Origin of the sequence: Corynebacterium sp. ACRPH, from assembly GCF_022347285.1 — a bacterium.
Lineage (GTDB): Bacteria > Actinomycetota > Actinomycetes > Mycobacteriales > Mycobacteriaceae > Corynebacterium.
Genome location: NZ_JAKRND010000018.1, coordinates 17,718 through 36,153, shown reverse-complemented (window position 1 = coordinate 36,153; position 18,436 = coordinate 17,718). Strand labels below are relative to the sequence as shown.

General features: G+C 64.0%; 13 protein-coding genes and 1 pseudogene. 5 read left to right on the top strand and 9 right to left on the bottom strand.

Translation table 11 applies throughout. From position 1 onward, the window contains the following. Positions 1–2 precede the first annotated feature (2 nt). On the bottom strand, positions 3–1,232 hold the full coding sequence (locus tag MHX66_RS09160; protein ID WP_239202455.1) for an acetyl-CoA C-acetyltransferase: 1,230 nt from the start codon (positions 1,230–1,232) through the stop codon (positions 3–5). A 235-nt stretch (positions 1,233–1,467) separates the two neighbouring features. Next, positions 1,468–2,316, bottom strand: a complete 849-nt coding sequence (locus MHX66_RS09155; RefSeq protein ID WP_239202454.1) for a bifunctional 2-polyprenyl-6-hydroxyphenol methylase/3-demethylubiquinol 3-O-methyltransferase UbiG — start codon at positions 2,314–2,316, stop codon at positions 1,468–1,470. Positions 2,317–2,419: 103 nt separating this feature from the next. Between MHX66_RS09155 and MHX66_RS09150 the strand changes: the two genes are divergently transcribed. Next, positions 2,420–3,580: a glycosyltransferase family 4 protein gene (locus MHX66_RS09150; protein WP_239202453.1), complete on the top strand. Its 1,161-nt coding sequence runs from the start codon at positions 2,420–2,422 to the stop codon at positions 3,578–3,580. On the opposite strand, the gene MHX66_RS09145 is transcribed toward MHX66_RS09150, so the two are convergent. Beyond that, on the bottom strand, positions 3,577–5,379 hold the full coding sequence (locus MHX66_RS09145; protein ID WP_239202452.1) for a hypothetical protein: 1,803 nt from the start codon (positions 5,377–5,379) through the stop codon (positions 3,577–3,579). The genes MHX66_RS09150 and MHX66_RS09145 overlap by 4 nt on opposite strands. A 40-nt stretch (positions 5,380–5,419) precedes the next feature. Further along, positions 5,420–6,694 (bottom strand): DUF3068 domain-containing protein, encoded by a 1,275-nt coding sequence (locus MHX66_RS09140; protein ID WP_239202450.1) that lies wholly within the window; start codon positions 6,692–6,694, stop codon positions 5,420–5,422. Between the two features lie 171 nt (positions 6,695–6,865). Between MHX66_RS09140 and MHX66_RS09135 the strand changes: the two genes are divergently transcribed. Continuing rightward, positions 6,866–8,161, top strand: a complete 1,296-nt coding sequence (locus MHX66_RS09135; RefSeq protein WP_239202448.1) for an acyltransferase — start codon at positions 6,866–6,868, stop codon at positions 8,159–8,161. Between the two features lie 1,388 nt (positions 8,162–9,549). Here MHX66_RS09135 and MHX66_RS09130 read toward each other — a convergent pair. The 3 genes and pseudogenes from MHX66_RS09130 to MHX66_RS09120 all read right to left on the bottom strand — a co-directional run. Further along, positions 9,550–11,562, bottom strand: a pseudogene (locus tag MHX66_RS09130) (DUF3367 domain-containing protein); the annotation flags it as partial. Positions 11,563–11,618: 56 nt separating this feature from the next. After that, a complete protein-coding gene (locus MHX66_RS09125; RefSeq protein WP_005297166.1) occupies positions 11,619–11,825 on the bottom strand; it encodes a DUF2613 domain-containing protein in 207 nt (68 codons plus the stop codon). A gap of 98 nt (positions 11,826–11,923) precedes the next feature. Continuing rightward, positions 11,924–12,463 (bottom strand): universal stress protein, encoded by a 540-nt coding sequence (locus MHX66_RS09120; protein WP_239202446.1) that lies wholly within the window; start codon positions 12,461–12,463, stop codon positions 11,924–11,926. Positions 12,464–12,532: 69 nt separating this feature from the next. Here MHX66_RS09120 and MHX66_RS09115 point away from each other — a divergent pair, with 69 nt between their 5' ends. Together MHX66_RS09115 and MHX66_RS09110 are read left to right on the top strand one after the other, a co-directional pair. Next, on the top strand, positions 12,533–13,738 hold the full coding sequence (locus MHX66_RS09115) for a glycoside hydrolase family 3 N-terminal domain-containing protein (protein WP_239202444.1): 1,206 nt from the start codon (positions 12,533–12,535) through the stop codon (positions 13,736–13,738). A gap of 41 nt (positions 13,739–13,779) precedes the next feature. Then, positions 13,780–15,501, top strand: coding sequence for a VanW family protein (locus MHX66_RS09110; RefSeq protein WP_239202442.1), 1,722 nt, complete (start codon positions 13,780–13,782; stop codon positions 15,499–15,501). 297 nt (positions 15,502–15,798) lie between these two features. Here MHX66_RS09110 and MHX66_RS09105 read toward each other — a convergent pair whose 3' ends face one another. Both MHX66_RS09105 and MHX66_RS09100 read right to left on the bottom strand, forming a co-directional pair. Then, a complete protein-coding gene (locus tag MHX66_RS09105) occupies positions 15,799–16,113 on the bottom strand; it encodes a hypothetical protein (RefSeq protein WP_239202440.1) in 315 nt (104 codons plus the stop codon). Positions 16,114–16,158: 45 nt separating this feature from the next. Next, positions 16,159–16,557 carry a hypothetical protein gene (locus MHX66_RS09100; RefSeq protein WP_239202438.1) on the bottom strand — a complete coding sequence of 133 codons (399 nt, stop codon included), beginning with the start codon at positions 16,555–16,557 and terminating at the stop codon, positions 16,159–16,161. A gap of 506 nt (positions 16,558–17,063) precedes the next feature. Here MHX66_RS09100 and MHX66_RS09095 point away from each other — a divergent pair. Next, on the top strand, positions 17,064–18,425 hold the full coding sequence (locus MHX66_RS09095; protein WP_239202436.1) for a UDP-glucose/GDP-mannose dehydrogenase family protein: 1,362 nt from the start codon (positions 17,064–17,066) through the stop codon (positions 18,423–18,425). Positions 18,426–18,436 lie beyond the last annotated feature (11 nt).

Sequence of the window (18,436 nt, the reverse complement as noted above, 5' to 3'; positions counted from 1 at the left end):
GGTTAGACGCGCTCGATGATCGTGGCCACACCCATGCCGGCTGCGACACAGAGGGTGATCAGGGCGTAGCGGCCGCCGGTGCGGTGCAGCTCGTCGACGGCGGTGCCGGTGATGATCGCGCCGGTTGCGCCCAGCGGGTGACCCATAGCGATGGCGCCACCGGAGACGTTCAGCTTCTCGTCCGGGATGTCCAGCTCGCGTTGTGCACGCAGAACGACGGAGGAGAATGCCTCGTTGATCTCCCAGATGTCGATGTCCTCGGGCTTCAGGCCAGCCTTGGCCAGAGCTGCGCGGGAGGCCGGTGCCGGGGCGGTCAGCATGATGGTCGGCTCCACACCGGAGGTGGCGACGGAGACAACGCGGGCGCGCGGGGTCAGGTCGAAGTCCTTACCGGCCTGCTCGGAACCGATGGCCAGCAGGGCTGCGCCGTCGACGATGCCGGAGGAGTTACCGGCGTGGTGCAGGTGGTTGATGCGCTCCAGCTGCGGGTACTTGGTCTGCGCGACAGCGTCGAAGCCACCCTGGTCACCGATCATGGCGAAGGCGGGCTTCAGGCCGGACAGGCCCTCGACGGTGGTGCCAGGGCGGATGGTCTCGTCGCGGTCCAGCAGGGTGATGCCGTTCTGGTCCTTCACCGGAACGACGGTGCGGTCGAAGCGACCCTCTTCCCAGGCCTTGGATGCGCGCTCGTGGGAGCGGGCAGCGAAAGCGTCGAGGTCCTCGCGGGACAGGCCGTCCAGGCTGGCGATGATGTCAGCGGAGATGCCCTGCGGGATGAAGTCGTTGTAGAAGTTGGATGCCGGGTCCATTGCCAGGGCGCCGCCGTCGGAGCCCATCGGGACACGGGACATAGACTCCACGCCACCGACGAAGACCAGGTCGTCCCAGCCGGAGCGGATCTTCTGTGCGCCCAGGTTCACGGCGGTCAGGCCGGAGGCGCAGTAGCGGTTCACCTGGAAGCCGGTGGCGGTGTACGGCAGGCCGGCGTTCAGCGCGGCGGTGCGGGCGATATCCATGCCCTGGTCGCCGACGGGGGTGACACAGCCAGCGATGACGTCGCTGATGCGGTTGGGGTCGATGCCCGGGTTGCGCTCGATGATCGATTCGATCAGGCCGGAGAGCAGGTCAACGGGCTTTACGGTGTGCAGGGAACCGCCCGGCTTGCCCTTTCCACGGGGGGTGCGGACGGCGTCGTAAATGAATGCCTCAGGGGCGCCAGTGTTACTGGTCATGTCAGTCCTATTTCCTATCGTTCTCGACAGTGATCCTTTAGTGCAACGATCGGCTAGGGCAGTGGCCCATGAATCCTGTGGTTCATGAATCCAGCGGCTCATGAATCCAGTGACCTAGCAGGTCGCAACACTAGACTTGTGTCTCACGCCACATTACCCGTTCTTCGGGGAAATAGTTGTAGTCTTATGTCTTTTTCTGCCCCTAGAAGGTGCCCCCGCTGAATTGGGGGTAGTCCTAGCGCTTCTGAAACACCAGCACCAAGTTGGATACCGCGAACTCGCGGAGCCCCGGCACTCGCACCATCCACCACGCCCACCAGGGGTGATAGCGCGGGAACGCGGCCACCAGCTTGGCGCTTTCGCCATGCACCTTGCGCGCGTATTTCAGACCTTCGGCGGCGGAGACGTTGAACAGGCTCTCACCCCAGCGGTTCTTCGGCGGCTTGCCCATCTTCTTCTCATAGCGCCGGGCGGCAAATTCCCCGCCCACGTAGTGCTGCCACAGCCCGGTTTCGTGCCCGCCGAATGGACCCAGCCACACCGTATAGCTGTAGATCATCACTCCGCCTGGCTTCGTCACCCGCAGCATCTCGTCGGCCATCCGCCACGGATCCGGTACGTGTTCGGCGACATTGGAAGAGTAGGTGATGTCGAAGGCGTCACCAAGAAAAGGTAGGTCCAGCCCCGAACCCCGAACCGAGGTCTGCAGCTTGATGCCCGCGGCGGCCATCTCACCGACGTCTGGTTCGCAGGTGTAGTAGTCCGCGCCGGCCTTGTCGAAGGCCACTCCGAAGTAACCCGGCCCGCCGCCGACGTCCAGGATCTTCGTGTTGCGTAGGGGCTCGCTCTGGTCTGGCCCCTGCCCCGAACTCTGCCCTGAACCCTGCCCAACACCGCGCACGCCCGCGTAAATGTCGCGGATCAGCTCGACGGTGTCCTCGGCCAGGTGGCCGTAGAAGATGTCGGGGCGGGTCTGCTCGTACTTGAAGTCGTTGAGCAGACCGAAGGAGCGGCGCAGGGTAGCGCGGCGGCGGAAAACGCTCAGCGTCTGGCGCTGGCGGGCGGGGTGGTTGTTCGGGCTCATCGAGTGTCTATCTTTTCAGGTTGTGCTGACTTTCTGCAGTCTTTACGCAGATTCACCAAACCCTGCAAAGTCGCAGGCGGTGGCGACTAACATAGTGTCCATCATGAAAGTACTGCTTCTCTGCTGGCGCGACACAAACCACCCCGAAGGTGGCGGCAGCGAACGTTACTTGGAGCGCGTGGGGGAGTACCTGGCCAACCAGGGCCACCAGGTGGTGTTCCGCACTGCCTACTATCCCGGCTCCACACGATCACAGCAGGTCGGCCGCAATTTCCGTTTCTCTCGTGGCGGCGGCAACCTTACGGTTTACCCGCGCGCGCTGGCCGCGATCCTGGCCGCCCGCCGGGGGCGTGGGGCCCTAGCGGACATTGGCCGCCCGGACGTTGTGGTGGATACCCAAAACGGCGTACCCTTCTTCGCCTCCCTGGTCAGCGGCGCGCCCACCGTCGTCTTGACCCACCACTGCCATCGCGAGCAGTGGTCCGTCGCAGGGCCGATCCTCTCCCGCATCGGCTGGCTGATCGAGTCCACCATCTCGCCGTGGATCCACCGGCGCCGCCGCTGGGTCACCGTCTCTGCCCCCTCCGCCGAGGAGCTGGTGGAGCTTGGCGTGCTGCGCGGCAACATCGAGATCATTCGTAACGGCATCGATCCTGTTGCTCCTTCTTTGATTCCGGACGCCCCCAGCCCCAACTCCGACAATGCCAGCGAGGAGCAGACGATTCACCTGGTGGCGCTGTCCCGGCTGGTCCCCCACAAGCAGATCGAGCATGCGCTGGACGCGCTGGCCGCCGTGGCGCGCACCCACCCGAACGTGCGCCTGGATGTGATCGGCGACGGATGGTGGGCCGATCGCCTGCGGGATTACGCCCGCGAGCTGGGGATTGAGCCGCTGGTGGTGTTCCACGGCTTCGTGTCCGAGGAGCTGAAGCACCGCATCCTCAACCGTGCCTCTGTGCACGTGATGCCCTCGCGCAAGGAGGGGTGGGGCCTGGCCGTGATCGAGGCGGGGCAGCACGGGGTGCCGACGGTCGGCTATGAGTCCTCCGCCGGGCTGCGGGATTCCGTCATCGACGGGGAGACCGGCCTGCTGTGTTCTTCCCCCGGTGGGCTAATGAACGCGGTCGAATACCTGCTGGATAACCCGGAGAAGCGCAGGGAAATGGGCCGGGCCGCGAAGCGCCGGGCCGAGGAGTTCTCCTGGGACGCCACCGGCGCGGCATGGGAGAAGCTGCTGCGCCAGGAAGTCGCGCGCGGGCGCTAGTCAGCGCTGTCGGCCTTGCCTGTCTTGACCGGCAGCGGCCGGCTGCGGCCGTTCATCTGCAGCTGGCGGGTCACACGCCACAGCCACACGCACATGCCCCACATCATGAGCATCCAGTAGAACGTCATGCCCACGAACAGCGGCGCGCGATCTTGGACCGGCGAGCGCGGCAGGGTGGGGCTCTGCACCCGGTAGAGGTCGTAGTTATCGGCGCTGAGGACGCGCCGAATGCCCTTGGAGTTCAATACCTGCAGCGCCTTGGTCATCGCGACGCCGTCGGTGATGGAATACCAGTCCACCAGCACCCAGCTCACGCCATTGCGCTTGAGGGTATTCTTGCCGTTCATAAGATCCGACAGGATCCTCATGCTGGCCGGGTTGCCATCCACCACCTGGCCATCGACGATCAGGAACCCAGGATCCATCGGCGACCCCGGCAGCAACTTCAGCCCCGGATCCACGTGCGGCCGGTCGCCGCGGGTGCGGTAGTTGCCCGGCGGGAGCAGCACAATCTTGCCGTTCGGAGCGCCGGAGATGATGGTGAACATCTGGCTCCACGTCTCCGAGATCTGCACCCGCTTCAATGGCGCCATATCCGCCGGATATGCGGGGACGGTCAGCACGCACGCCACAGCCAGGCCGGCCGCCGCGGCACGCGGCGCCCACCGCGAACGGCTGGGACTGTCCTCCTTAGCCGGGGCCTTTCGGACGTCCCCAGCGCGGCGGCGCGGGTCCATCCGCTCCACCGCCACGGCAATCAGCAGCACAAACCCCGGAATCGCCAGGCACACGAACTTCGAGGTATCGCGGAACATGCCCGCGCCGGGCACGTGGCTAATTGCAAAGCCCATAAGATCCACGCCCCAGCTGGTGGCCAGCAGAGGGGGCGTCACTAAGGCAAGAACAGTCAGCACCGCAACGCCGCGATAGACACGCCACAGCTCCTTGAAGCCGAGCATCAGCACCACGCACAGGGCCACGCTCACGAGCACCGAAAACAGGTTGCGCGACGGCGGGATGGCCTCCGCATTCCAAATCCCCGAAAGCCCCATCGTGGAGGCAAGCGGGCCTAAGAAGGTCTCGCCGCGGGCGGAAAACAAAGCCGCGGACAGGGCATCGGAGCGGGTCTGCGAAGGGTTAGAAACCCAGATCGCCGGCAGCAACCACGGCAACGCGGCGATGATGCTGGCAACGAGGCTGCGCAGACGCTCCCCGTGCGAAGGTGCGAACACCAGCGCCGTGATCAGCGCCAGGATCAGACCGGTCGGCACAAAGCCACACAAACAGATCGCCACATACAACAGACCGTGGGAACGCGCGGCGGCCAGGAAAGCGACCGCAGGCAGCAGCATTCCCGCGGTCGCAACGGTCCACTGGCCCTGCAGAAAACGCTCGATGACGAACGGATTCCACACCACAAACAAAGCTGCAACCAGCTGCGAGGAAAGCCGCCCGCCAGCCATGTCCCGCACCATCGCGGATGCGAAATAGCAACCCATTAGGCAGGAAAAAAGAACGAGCGCACTGGCAAGGAACGTGGAGGGGAAGGTGGGGGAGAAGAGCGTCAACACCGCATCCTGCGGCAGGGCGCGCGGAGCGCCGTCGTTGATGCCCAGATTATTGGAATTTTCCGGCAGGGAATGCGGCACCAACATATCCCGCAGCAGAAACGCCTTCGAGGAATCCGGGCGCAGACCCAGCCAGAACGGCCACAAAGTGACGATAGAGACGAGGAAAGACCACCCCAGCACGATCCGGCGATCGCGCTTGGCGGTGGTCTTCGGCGGCTGCGGCTTCACAGCCAATAGTCTAGTGGCTCAGCGGAAATAATTGCGGGAATTACTTGGCCGCCAGGCGCGCGGAGCGGTGAGCGATCCAGCCGACTACCAGCAGGATCAGGCCAACCACGCCCAGGATCCACGGCAGGATGGTGCCCATCAGCTTGATCTTCTGCAGGCCATCGGTGGCCTTCTTCATCTGGCCGTCGCGGGACTCGTCATCCCACGCGCCCGGGAAGTACACGGCGGTACGGGTCGGGTTGTTGATCTCCTCTTCCTTGTTCTCGAAGATCTCCTGCGCCTCTTCGTCATCCTGCGCGTAGTACTGGAAGACTTCCTCGGAACCGTTGACGATCACGCCGGTATCCGGCTGCACGCGCAGCACGCGGTGGACGGTGTAGTAGCGGGACAGCTCAACCTCGGGGCCGAGGTCCTCTTCCTTCTCGCCGTCCTCGCCCTCCTTCTTCTCGTTGGCCTTCTCATCCTTCTTCTCGGCCTGCTCGCCGTCCTTGTTCTTGATGTCGTCCGGGTCGATGCCCCAGACCTTCGCCGGGAACTTCAGACGCAGCGCGGCCAGGGTGCCCTTGTCGCCCTTGGACAGCTCGCCGTCGGCCTCCAGGCGCTCGCGCAGAGCCGGGTACAGCTCGGTCGGGGGAACAGTCTGCTCGAAGCGGTAGACCTTCTCGCCGTCCTGCTCTTCCTCACCGACGTAGTCGATCGGCTGGGTCTTCAGGATCTGCATGTCGAAGTAGTCGTAGGACTTGCGGTCCGTGCCCATCGGGAACTGGTAGGTGATGCCGGGGCGGGTGAACGGAGCGACAGAGGCCTCAACCTCTTCGTCCTTACCCTCGTTGGCAGCTGCATCCAGGGCCGGTGCGTTCAGCTCGATCGAGGACGTCGGCTCCGGCACGGGCATCTGGGTCTTGCGATCCAGGGTGATGTGGTCGATCGACGCGCTGATCAGGTTCTTCGGCTCTTCCCGGTCCGTGCGGAACAGGGTCTGGCCGGACTCGAGGGTCACGACATCATCGTCCGAAGGTTCCTGTGCGGTGGTGAATCGCTGGGACTGCATCTCCAAGTCCTTGTTGATGAAGCAGCTCACCTGCGGGTTGTCGCCCTTGCACTCGGGCTTGTCCTTGTTGTTGCCCACCGGCTTGCCGGCCGCAAGCGCCCCAGAGTCCAGCAGGTTGCCGGGTGTCTTCGGGGTGATGGTGGTGGATACGAGGTCCAGCGGCAGCACCTTGCCCTTCGGGACGACATAGGTGGGCAGTGCGATGGCAAAGACCAGCATGGCTACACCGAGCACGATCGCTACGGAGGAGAGGATTCTCTTCATAGGATGGGGTTTCCTGACTCTATCTGTCTATATCTATCCGGTGACTGTAGTTAGCCTGTAAAGCTTCCAATACTTTAGCCAATCAAAACTAGATACTTCGCAGATTTAAAATATTTCTCTAGAAAAGTCTTCGGGGGTGTTTTCGCGTGCCGGTCGGTTAAGCTGATCCCGATGAGCACGAAGATTCCCTCCGCCCGCCCCGCGCCCTTCCTACCTGCGCTGGAAGGTCTCCGCGCGATTGCCTGCTCCGGCATCATCATCACCCATGTCGCGTTCCAAACCGGCGCGGATACGGGGAACCTGCTGAACCGCATGATGGCGCGCACGGATTTCTTTGTGCCCGTGTTCTTCGCTCTTTCCGGGTTTCTGCTGTGGCGCCGCCACCGTGCGGACTTTGCGGTATCTACCTCGCAGGACAATCTGCTGACCTTGGCGGGTTACTACGTGAAGCGCCTGGGTCGCATCTTCCCGGCCTACCTGGTCACCGTCGCGGTTGTGCTGCTGTTCTTCCCGGTTGCGGGCTCGCCGACGGCGTGGCAGATGATCTCGAACGTCATCATGGTGCAGATCTACGTCGACGGTGGGCTGATCGGCGGGCTGACCCACCTGTGGAGCTTGTGTGTAGAGATGGCTTTCTACCTGGTGCTGCCTGTGATCGCGGTGGCGTGGGGGCGTCGAGAAAGAAAATGGCGGATCGTGTGGATCGTCGTGGTGGCCGCGGTGAGCTTCGGCTGGGCCTTCATCCCCGCGTTCGCCGAGCCGCCGGCGCCGGGTGGATTGAACCCGCACATCATGCCACCTGCGTTTATTGCATGGTTCGGGGTAGGGCTGCTCGGTGCGGAGCTGGAGTCTATCGTGCAGGATCGTGCCTACGCGCGCACGGGTAAGGATGGGGCCGAGGGTCTTGACGCCCGGTACCAGCTGCCGGAGGTGCGATTCGTAGCGAAGTTTCGCTGGGTGTTCTGGTTGCTGGCCATCGGTGCGCTGGCGGTCGCGGCCTCGGACGGGCCGGAGGGGCTGACGCACGCGGCGCCGGCGGAGTTCGCCCGCCGGACGCTATATGGCCTGGTGTTCGCTGCCGCGCTGATCGTTCCTTATACGCTGGCGCCGCGGTCGAAGTTCCTGGAGTCGGCACCGATGCAGGCGCTGGGCCGCTGGTCGTATGCGATCTTCCTGTGGCACATGTCGCTGCTATCGCTGGTGTTTCCGCTGCTGGGCGTGCCACTGTTCAGCGGGCACACCGCCCTGGTGCTGGTGGCAACGTTCGTGCTGAGCGTGCCGGTGGCCGCGCTGAGCTACTCCTTGGTGGAAGAGCCCGCGCGCCGGTCCATTAATTCCTGGTGGCGCTCGGTGCGGGATGCCAAGCGCGAGGCACGCGCTGCAGTTGCTGCAGATGCCAAGGCAGAGACCACCGCGGCCAGCAGCACGACGGCGAGCGCGCCGTTCACCACGAACCCGTCCGCGTAGTAGTTTCCGCTGCCCCAAGCGCCGCGGATGCAGAGCAGTAGCGCCAGGAATGCGGCCGCCCCGGTGATGGCCTTGCCCGCCAGGATGGCGCGGCGGAAGCGCTGGCTACGCGGGGTGCGCTCCGTGGGCTGGGTCTTGCTTGCCGCCGCTTGCGCAGCTGCCACTGCCGCCGTCCTCTCCGGCAGCGCCGGCATCCGGCGGGTTCGCTGCACCACGAAGATGCACAGCCCCACCAGCACCAGCGCCGTCACCAGGCCGATGGCCAGCCATGCGCGGTATAGTTTCGTGCCCTCGAAGTGGATCTTGACCAGCCCGGACTTGCCCTCCGGGACGATCCACCCCTGCTGCCAGCCATTCACCGTGATCGGCGTGAGCTGTGTGGTTTCGCCGCCATCTTCCAGCGTGGCGATGCGTCCGGGGTTCGCCTGCGAGGGGCTGAACAGCACGCGCTTCTTATCCGAGGCCTCCAGGCGGGTGGATTGCTCGCCGGGCGCCAGCTGCTCCCGCGGGTTGGCCTGCTCCACCGGCTGTGCCGCCGGGGTCTCCCGCACCGCCGCGCCGTACAGCGGCTCGGCGACGGAGAGCGCCACCCAGCGCGCCGTGGTGGACAGCACGTGCTTGCCCGCGGGTAGGTTCAAGGTGTCGCCGCAGGTGTAGTCCTTGCCGTCGATGGTCACGGGTGCTGGGTTCTCGCGGGCGCATTCGGAGGTGTGCACAACGACCGGCAGCTCGCCCGCGCCGTTGCCAACTGCTTCCGGTACCTCGAAGCCGCGCAGCATGACGGATTCGTTGATTTCCTGGCCGAATACCCACCGGTTCAGTGTTGCCCCTGTTGCCTCCGCGTTGCCCTGTGAGTCGTCGCTGCCATCCACCGGGGGCACCGTCGGCACGCGCCGCGGCGTGACGTCCTTCTCCCCATCGGCCAGCACCTTCGCCTCGGATATGCCGAAGTCGCCGAAGGAACCCACGATCGTCACGCGGATCGCATCGGCCCGCCCGGCTGGAACCTTCACCTTGTTGGTCTCGCCGGTCTTCAGGGTTGCTGACGTGCCCGACACGATTCTGCCCTGCAGGTACGTCGTCACCTGCACGCGCGCCGGGCGCCCTTGAACGTCTAGGTGCAGGCCCAGCCTGTTGTATGCCTCGTCCATGCGGAACTCGATGTACTGCCCGGCCACGTTGCCGACCGTCGGCCGCCACGCGGTTCTCTGCGAACCATCCACCGCGGAGGTTGCGGAAGAGTACGTCTCCGCCCCGCCGAAGCTCGTCGGATCTGCGGCAGTAGAGGAGACCCGCACCTCGCCGCGGCCTTCTACGCGCGTCATCTGCTCCGGCGCGACCTCCTGCCCGTCCGCATCGCGCACGGGGTAGTCGCGCACCGGGTTCAGCACCTGCACCGGGTCGTCTTCGCTGCGGATCTCGCTGTCCGCGCCCACCACGTTGCCGTAGTTGTGGTCGCGCAGCGCGGGCGTGTCCGTCACCGTCTGTGCGGGTAGCTCTAGTCCTTTGCCTTGTGACGCCTCCACGCGCGCCCTAGCCGCACCCTGCCTACCCAGGGCCGCGTCCGCCGCTGCCAGGCGGGGGAGGGATTCGGCGCTGGAATGGGAGACGTCGAGGCGTTCGGCGTCAATAATCCGCAGGTCACCCGCAGTGCCCCCAGTGTCGGGAGTAACAGGATCCACCCGATAGATCCGCACCTCCTCGTCGTCACCGAAGGTGGCGGCCTTGCTGAAACCTCCGGAGCGCTCGAGGGTGCGCTCGATCCGCTTGGCGCCGGGGGTGTCGGCGGCGGTGGTCAGGTCGTAGCGCAGTGCCAGGTACCCCACGCCTTGCTGCCACAGTGCGGCGGCGAGGGAGGGGATGGCGGTGCCGGCTTCCAGCTCCCGTTGTATGCCGTCGAGGCCGCGGATGGCCTCGGGTTGTACGAGCGGAACGGAGTCGCGCACGACCCACGGCACGTCCAACAGAGGCTGAGCAGGTTCGTCGCGGGTGTTTCCCCAAGTCTGACGGGTAAAGCGCGCCTTGGGGAGGATCATGGTTCGGGCGGGGGCGTGGGTCTCCCCGGCTTCCTTGGTGACTTCCGAGTTCAGCCAGTCCGCTGCCTCGGTCCAATAGTCGGGCACGCTCCGGTAGGCGTCTGCGGCGGCGATGCGCCCCGACCAACCAGTGGCGGTGACCACGACGACTAGCAGGCAAATGGCGATGGCGCGGGGGACCTCCGCGTGCTTCTCCGGGTGGAGCCACCGCGCCCAGCGTTCGCGGCTAAGGCCTGGCCAGGGCAGGCGCGCCAGGCCGTGGGCGATGCCGACAACCAGCGCCAACCGCACCAGGGGGTCGAACTTGTGCAGGTTGCGCAGCGGGGCGCCCGCGCCGTCCAGGAATACCCGGCCCCAGGAGGCTAGCGGGGAGATCGGGGCGGTGGCGAAGACCATTGCAACCACGCCCAGCAGCAGGATCGCCAGCCAGCGGCGGGCGAAAGGCAGCTGCGGGCGGGTGAGCCCCCATAAGCCCAGGAACGCCACCAGCAGGGTTCCGGCGACGAAGACGGGCTCGCCGACCAACTCGTAGCCGCCCTGGCGCTCGGCGGAGAGGAAGGGGGTCCAGCTGGTGGTACCGCGCAGGATCTCCGCGAGGTTCATCCAGTTGGTGGTTAGGGATGCGGACTCGATGTAATCCGTGAATGGCGGGGAGTACTTGCCCAACAGGAGCAGCGGGCCGATCCACCAGAAGGTGGCCAGCAGGCCTGCGGGCACCCACCACAGCGCGAAGTACAGGCCCACGCGCGGGCGGCGGATGCACATGCCCAGCCAGAAGATCACGGCGGGCAGGATGGCCACCGCGGTGGCCACGGCGTTCACCGCGCCCAGACACAGCACGACCAGGGCGCTCAGCAGGGCGTATTTAGCCAGGTAGGAGCGTGTGCGGCGGTCTAGCTGGGCATCCCGCCCCAGCATAGCCGCGCTCGCTACGGGTAGCAGCGCCCACGGCACCAGCGCGCACACCCACGCCTCGGAGCTAATAGCCCCAAGCGTGGTGAGGATCCGCGGGGAGAGCGCAAAGAGGATGCCCGCGATCACCCGCGAGCCGCGGCTGCCGATGCCTAGCCGCTGCAGCAGCAGAACCGTGCCGGCGAACGCGAGCGCCAGCAGTAGCCCCCACCACAGGCGCTGGGTGACCCAAGCGGGCAGGAAGGAAAACACGGCGAAGAACAGGCCGTGCGGGAACAGGTACCCGTAGGCCTGGTTCTGCAGCTGCCCGAGCGGAAAAGTATCCGTCCAGGGGTACGACGCCTGGCGGAGGAATCCCCAGGGGTTGGCCGTTAGGTCCAGCTTCGTGTCGGCCGAGGTCAGCCCGGGGGATTGTAGGAATGCGAAAAGAAACCACGCGAGGGTGCTATACACCCAAGCGCGGCGAGAAAGGGGGCGATGCGCCGTGGTTGGCACGTGATGGTGCGCCTTTATTCGGAAATGCGGCCGCCGTACTGGACGGCGCCCAGGAATGCGTTGTCCTGGTTGACGGCGATCTGTTCGTCGGTGGGCAGTTCAGTGGTATCGGCCATTGCGCCAGCGCCGAAAGTTGCGGCGCCGCCCAGGACCAGGCCTGCAACTGCGGAGGCGACCAGTGCGCCCAGGCCACGACGGTTAGAGGCGGTTTCGTTAGCCATGTTAATTCCTGTTCCTAGTGGGATTGTTGTGGTTTTAGCGTACTAGCTTCTTGTAGATCGTACCCAATCAAACGCCAACAGACCTTCGTTTGGGAAAACTAGTCCTCATCTTCGATCGGCGGGACGATGAGCACGGGACGACCGGCGTTCTTGATGATGCTCTCCGACACACTGGACTGTAGGAAGGATTTCCAACCCGACAGGGCACGGGTGCCCGTGACGATCAGATCCACGTCCAGCTCATCGGCAGCGTCGACAATGGCGCTCCAAATAGCTGTTCCGGACTCTACCAGAAAGGGTTCGGTAACAAAACCATGGGAGTTGGCCAGATCCACGCCCTCGTTGCAGATGTTCACGGCCTCTGCGTACGCCGGATCGTCGTCCTCCGGCTGCTCGCCGGTTTCGTTGGACCAGTCGTGCTGCATCATGCCGCTCATGCCCGCCGCGCGCGCAGCCTGGCGGTGGATCGGCTCCCACACGGTCAGGATGTAGGCGTTCTTCGCGGACAGGAAGCGCCCGGCGTGCTCCACGGCGCCGCGGGCCTCGGCGGAGCCGTCGTAGGCGATCAGGACGGTATCGCCGCTCGCGTCGAAAGCCGGCTGGTGTGCTTGCTGGGCTTGTTCTGCCTGCTCGGTCATGTTTATCGCTCCTCGGTGGCGCTGCACGATTGGTGCACTGCTCGTTGCGTTTGTTACTACGTTAATACTATGCCCCGTAGACACGTAGCCGCTGGCGCTTTAGGTTTCGCTCTTGTCTTTGCCTCTAGCGCTTGTTCCTTATCGACGCCCACTGACCAGCCAGCCGATACCTCCGCATCCTCGGCCACTTCCGCCGCGCCCAGCTCCGAAAGCTCCGGTGCCGCCGAATCCAGCGTACCCCCAGCGGAGAACCGGCAGGTCTGTGCCCGGGTGGAGGGTAAGACACCTAGGGAGATGGCTGGCCGGATGCTTGCTGTGGGCGTCACAACCTACGAATCAGCAGAACAAGCCGTCGACGAAGGTGTGCGCCACCTCTTCATTGGCTCGCAGACCGACAAGTCCATTTTGAATGGTCAGGGAGACCCCGCACGTAGCCTGGCGGCGCTCGAGGAGCACGCGGGCGAACCGCTGACGGTGAGTGTGGACGAGGAAGGCGGTCTGGTGCAGCGTCTTTCCGAGATCATTGGTGAGCTGCCGAGTGCGAAGCAGATGACGGAGACGATGAGCCCTGAGCAGGTGCGCGACCTCATGGCCGAGCATGGCAAGAAAGTCCGCGACCTGGGAATTACCGTGGACTTCGCGCCGGTGGTGGATCTGGCCGGCGGGCAGGAGGTTTCTGACAACGCGATCGGCTCACGTTCCTTCAGCGCCGATCCGAAGGTGGCAGCGGATTACGCACGCGCTTACTCGGAGGGCTTGCAGCAGGCGGGCGTGACCCCGGTGCTGAAGCACTTCCCGGGCCACGGGCATGCCACGGGTGACTCGCACATGGGATCCGTGACCACCCCGCCGCTTGAGCAAATGCAAGCCAACGACCTGCTGCCTTTCCGCGAACTTATCGACGTTGAAGGCATGGCCGTGATGGTCGGCCATGTGGAGGTGCCGGGGTTGGGTGAGCCTTTGCCATCCTCGGTGAACCCTGCGGCCTACAAGCTGCTGCGGGAGGGCGGTTATGGCCCGAGGTATGACGCCCCAGGTTTCGACGGCGTGATTTACACCGACGACCTGACGGGCATGAAGGCCGTGACGGATCGCTACCCCGGCCCGGAGGCAGCCGTGGCGGCGCTGGCGGCCGGGGCGGACGTGGCGCTTGCCGCAGCGGGGGCAGTGGAGATCCCCGATGTGGTGGAGGCCATCCGCGTGGCGATCGACGACGGGCGGATCCCTGAGGATCAGGTGCGCGATTCTGTGAATCGTACCTGTGTAACCGAGTAAAAGAATTCCCTGATCGGGGGATTCGCGATACACTAACCTGCGTGAATTCTCAGGATCAGACTAACCGGAGCCGCCGGCCCGTCAAGCCACGCAAGCGCCGCGGTATTCCGTGGTGGGCGTGGTTCTTCATCGGGTTGATCGGCCTGGGGGGCCTGCTCTACGGCGTGGACTTGGCCATGAGTGAGGGCAAGGTGCCGCGCGGCGTGACCGTCGGCGGTGTGGACATTAGTGGTGTGGATAAGTCCCAGGCGGAGCAGCGCTTGCGCAATGGCCTGGGCGAACGCACCCGCCAGCCGGTGACGGTTATGGCGGGAAACATGAGCTCCACCATTGAGCCCGCCAAGTCCGGCATGCAGGTGGACTGGGGCGCCACGGTGGACCAGGCGGGCCAGCAGCCACTGAACCCGATCACACGCATCCGTTCCTTCTTCGAGACCCGCGAGGTGGGCATTATCTCGAAGATTACGGACGAGGGTCTGAACCGATCCCTGAACCGCGTGGAGCGGGAGCTGACCCGCGACGCGGAGAACGCCAAGCTGTCCGTCGGCGCTGACGGCAAGGCGGATATTAAGGAAGACAAGCCGGGGCAGACCGTGGACCGCGAGCTGCTGGATACCCAGGTGCGGGAAAACTGGCTGAATACCGACGGGCGAGTGAATGTGGAGGCCACGATCACTCTGGCGGATGCAGACAAGGACGCCGCCGAGCGGGCTGCCAAGCAGTACGTGGAGCCGGCGACGGCCAAGAACTTGGTGTTCCATGGCCGTGACAAGGTCGATGGTGTGATCACCCCGCAGAACTGGCACGAGATCCTGACTTTCAAGGTGGACGGCGGCGAGTTCATGCCGGAGTGGAACACGGAGAAGGCGCAGGAGATCCTGAGCGAGCAGCTTTCCAGCACCGAGGTGGAGTACCGCGACGCCAGCTTCGAGTTCCACGGCGATGACATCACGGTGGTGCCTTCCAAGGATGGCGTGATCATTAAGTGGAAGGAAACGCTGGGCGACTTCCAGGGCAAGGCGCTAGATAAGAAGAAGCGCGACCACGAGGTTGTGTACGAGGACAAGAAGGCCGAGTACACCACCGAGCAGGCTAAGAAGGCTCACTTTGACGATGTGGTGGGCACCTTCACCACCGGTGGCTTTAGTGGCTCTTCGGGCACTAACATTCGCCGTGTGGCGGAGATGGTGAATGGCGAGATTGTGCTGCCGGGGGAGACGTTCTCTCTGAACGGTCACACCGGGCCACGCGGTACTGCACAGGGCTTTGTGGAGTCCGGCATTATTATCGATGGCCACGCCGGAAAGGCAGTCGGCGGTGGTATTTCGCAGTTTGCAACCACGCTGTACAACGCCTCGTACTTCGCGGGCATGGAGGACGTGGAGCACACCCCGCACTCCTATTACATTTCCCGCTACCCGGCTGGCCGCGAGGCGACGGTGTACGAGGGCGCGATCGACCTGAAGTTCAAGAACCCCTTTGATACGCCCGTGCGCATCACCACGGAGGTGAGCGGCGATTCCGTCACCGTGCGTCTGCACGGTGTGAAGCAGGTGGATGTGGAATCGATCCCGGGTGAGCGCACGAACCCGACCTCGCCGAAGAAGATGGAGTTGGACGGTGACGATTGCTCGCCGTCTTCCGGCGCGCCGGGCTTCACCATCACCGATACCCGCGTGGTGAAGGACCTAAAGGGCAAGGAGCTTTCCCGCGAGACCCAGCGCACGGTCTACGACCCGCAGCCGATCGTGAGCTGTAAGTAGGGGTTAGGCGGCTGGCCCCAGGCCTGTGGTTGTGCGGCGGGGAGTGTGCATGATGGCATGCTCCCCCTTTTGTTTGATCTATAGGTTCTGCAGAAACGAGCAGCCTAATGCTCACTACCGATACCGGCTACATTGGCCTACCTAGTGTGTCCGACATAATGTACGGAGAGCTGCTTGTGGAGGGGGCGAGGAATGCGAGCGCAACAGGTGTTGTACACATGCGAAAAGGGGCGGAAACGATTTCTCGTTCCCGCCCCTTTGGCTATCAAAGCCTGGAGCTTAAAGCTCTAACAGGTCTTAGTTAATGATGCCCTCGTGCTTCAAGTAGTTGCCAACACCGATGATGGCGCTTGCAATGGTGCCAGCGATACCAGCAGCCAGGCCGGCCCACAGAAGTACGCCCCAGCCGGTGAGGTCCTTGCCCTTGGTAGAACCGAAGATCTCAGCAGCGGAGTTCTCCTTGTCCTTGCTCAGGGAGTCGCCGATCTTGGAGCTGAGGGTAACGCCCTTAGGAGCGTCGGTGCCGGCGGTCTCAGCACCTGCAACAGCGGTGCCGGTCAGAGCAACGGAAGAAGCGGTGGCCAGAGCCAGAGCAGCCTTGCGAATTTTCATGGAAGTTCCTTTTCCTATCTTAAGTGGACGTGTGTTGACTTTTGCTTAGCGGTTGATGCCGTAGCGCAGGAAGTTGTAGATCGGAGCAACAATCAGGCCGAAGACGCTGATTGCGGCGGTGGTGATGAGCAGGCTGTCGGCAACCTTGGCCCACATCGGGGTACGTGCCTTGATCTCCTCGTTGTTCTTCCAGCTTTGGGAGCCGAAGATGTCCTGCCCCTTCGCCGGCTTATCCCACTCCAGCTTGTCGTTCGGGTCGATCGTCTTGCGGAGCTTGCCCAGGGAGCCAGCGAGGTTCGGCTTCTCGCCAGTCTTAGCGGAGCCCTGAGTCTGCTGCTGGGAGCCCTGGTTGCCCTCGGTCTGAGCAGAAGCAACGGAAACGCCGGAGATGGCAACGGTGGTAGCGGTAGCAACAGCCAGAGCTGCGTTACGGAACTTACGCATCTGAAATGCCTTTCTGTAAGTGTGAGTGGTTCGAAGTCAAGGACTTCACTTAAGCTTCTCTTGGCTCCTTGATCGCCACTAGCTCTTTCATAAGAGATTCCGGCTGTGAAGCTGTAGAAACGCTGGCAAGTCCTAACGGATAGCTACTTTAACAGGGGTTTTAATGTTCCGCTAAGCGAAGACGAGGTTTTCTCGGTGATATGGGTTACTCATGGTCGAGCGCTAGGGAATGCTTCCTGAATTCCACGTCATTTCCCCAGGTATACGCATAAAACTATGTCGATATGAACCTCTTGCACCCCTTTCGCCTCGGGGGTGAATTAAGGGGGTGTAAGAAGTCGCGCCTCCCGGAGATGCTCAGGAATTAGGGTAGGGCTTGACTATTCGGTGCATAGTCGCGCCTTAGTTTTTGTTCACCTGCACTTAAGCCCCGTTAACCTAAAACTGCCCGCAAGATCACCTGAAGGTCACTTCCTGTTCATCTGGCAATTGTAAATTTGCCTGCTATGCGTATGACAGTGTTTGGAACCGGATACCTTGGCGCAACCCACGCCGCCTGTATGGCCGAAATGGGCCACGACGTGCTCGGGGTCGATGTCGACCCGGAGAAAATCCAAGCTCTCTCCGCAGGGCGCGTCCCCTTCTTCGAGCCCGGCCTGCCGGAGATCCTCACTCGCAACATCGAAGCCGGCCGCCTGCGCTTCACTACCGACTACGCCGAAGCCGCCGAGTTCGCCGACGTTCACTTCATTGGCGTGGGCACCCCGCAGCGCAAGGGCTCCTATGCCGCGGACACCACCTATGTAAATGCCGTCATCGAAACGCTCGCCCCACTGGCCAGCGGCAACCACACCATCTTCGGCAAGTCCACCGTCCCGGTCGGCACTGCGCACGAGCTGCAGCAGAAGGCGGATGAGATCGTGGCGGCGTCCCCAAACAATGCCCGAATCACCATCGCGTGGAACCCCGAGTTCCTTCGCGAAGGCCACGCGGTGAAAGACACGCTGCACCCCGACCGCATCGTCCTGGGCCTGGGCGGCGATAGCTCCAACAGTGACGACCGCACTGAGCAGCAGCGGGTAGAGGACCTCGCCCGCGAAATCTACGCCCCCGCACTCGAGGAGGGGACGCCCTTCCTGGTGATGGACCTGCCGACCGCGGAGCTGGTCAAGGTCTCTGCGAACGCCTTCCTGGCCACCAAGATTTCCTTCATCAACGCGGTCTCGGAGCTATGCGAGATCGTCGGCGCGGACGTCACCGCACTCGCCGACGCGATTGGCATGGACGACCGCATCGGGCGCAAGTTCCTCGGCGCCGGCCTGGGCTTTGGTGGCGGTTGCCTGCCGAAGGATATTCGCGCGTTCATGGCGCGCGCAGGTGAGCTCGGCGCGGACCAGGCGCTGACGTTCCTTCGTGAGGTGGACGCCATCAACATGCGCCGCCGCGAGAAGACAGTAGAGCTGGCGCGGCAGACGCTGGGCGGCTCCCTGATCGGCCGGAACGTGACGGTCCTCGGCGCTGCCTTCAAGCCCAACAGCGACGACGTGCGCGATTCCCCGGCCTTGGCCGTGGCCGGTTCGCTGTCCCTGAGCGGTGCGAACGTCACCGTGTACGACCCGCAGGGCATGGACAACGCCGCGAAGATCTTCCCCACGCTGACCTACGCGCCGAACGTAGAGGAAGCGCTCGAAGGCGCGGAGATCGTGATCGTGGCAACCGAGTGGAAGCAGTTCCAGGAGCTCGACCCGGTAGCCGCCCGCAAGCTGGTGGCCGGGGACAACCCCACCGTGCTGGACGGCCGCAACTGCCTGCCGCGCAAGGAATGGGAGGCCGCGGGCTGGAACTTCCTGGCGCTGGGACGGGGCTAGTACACGGCTAG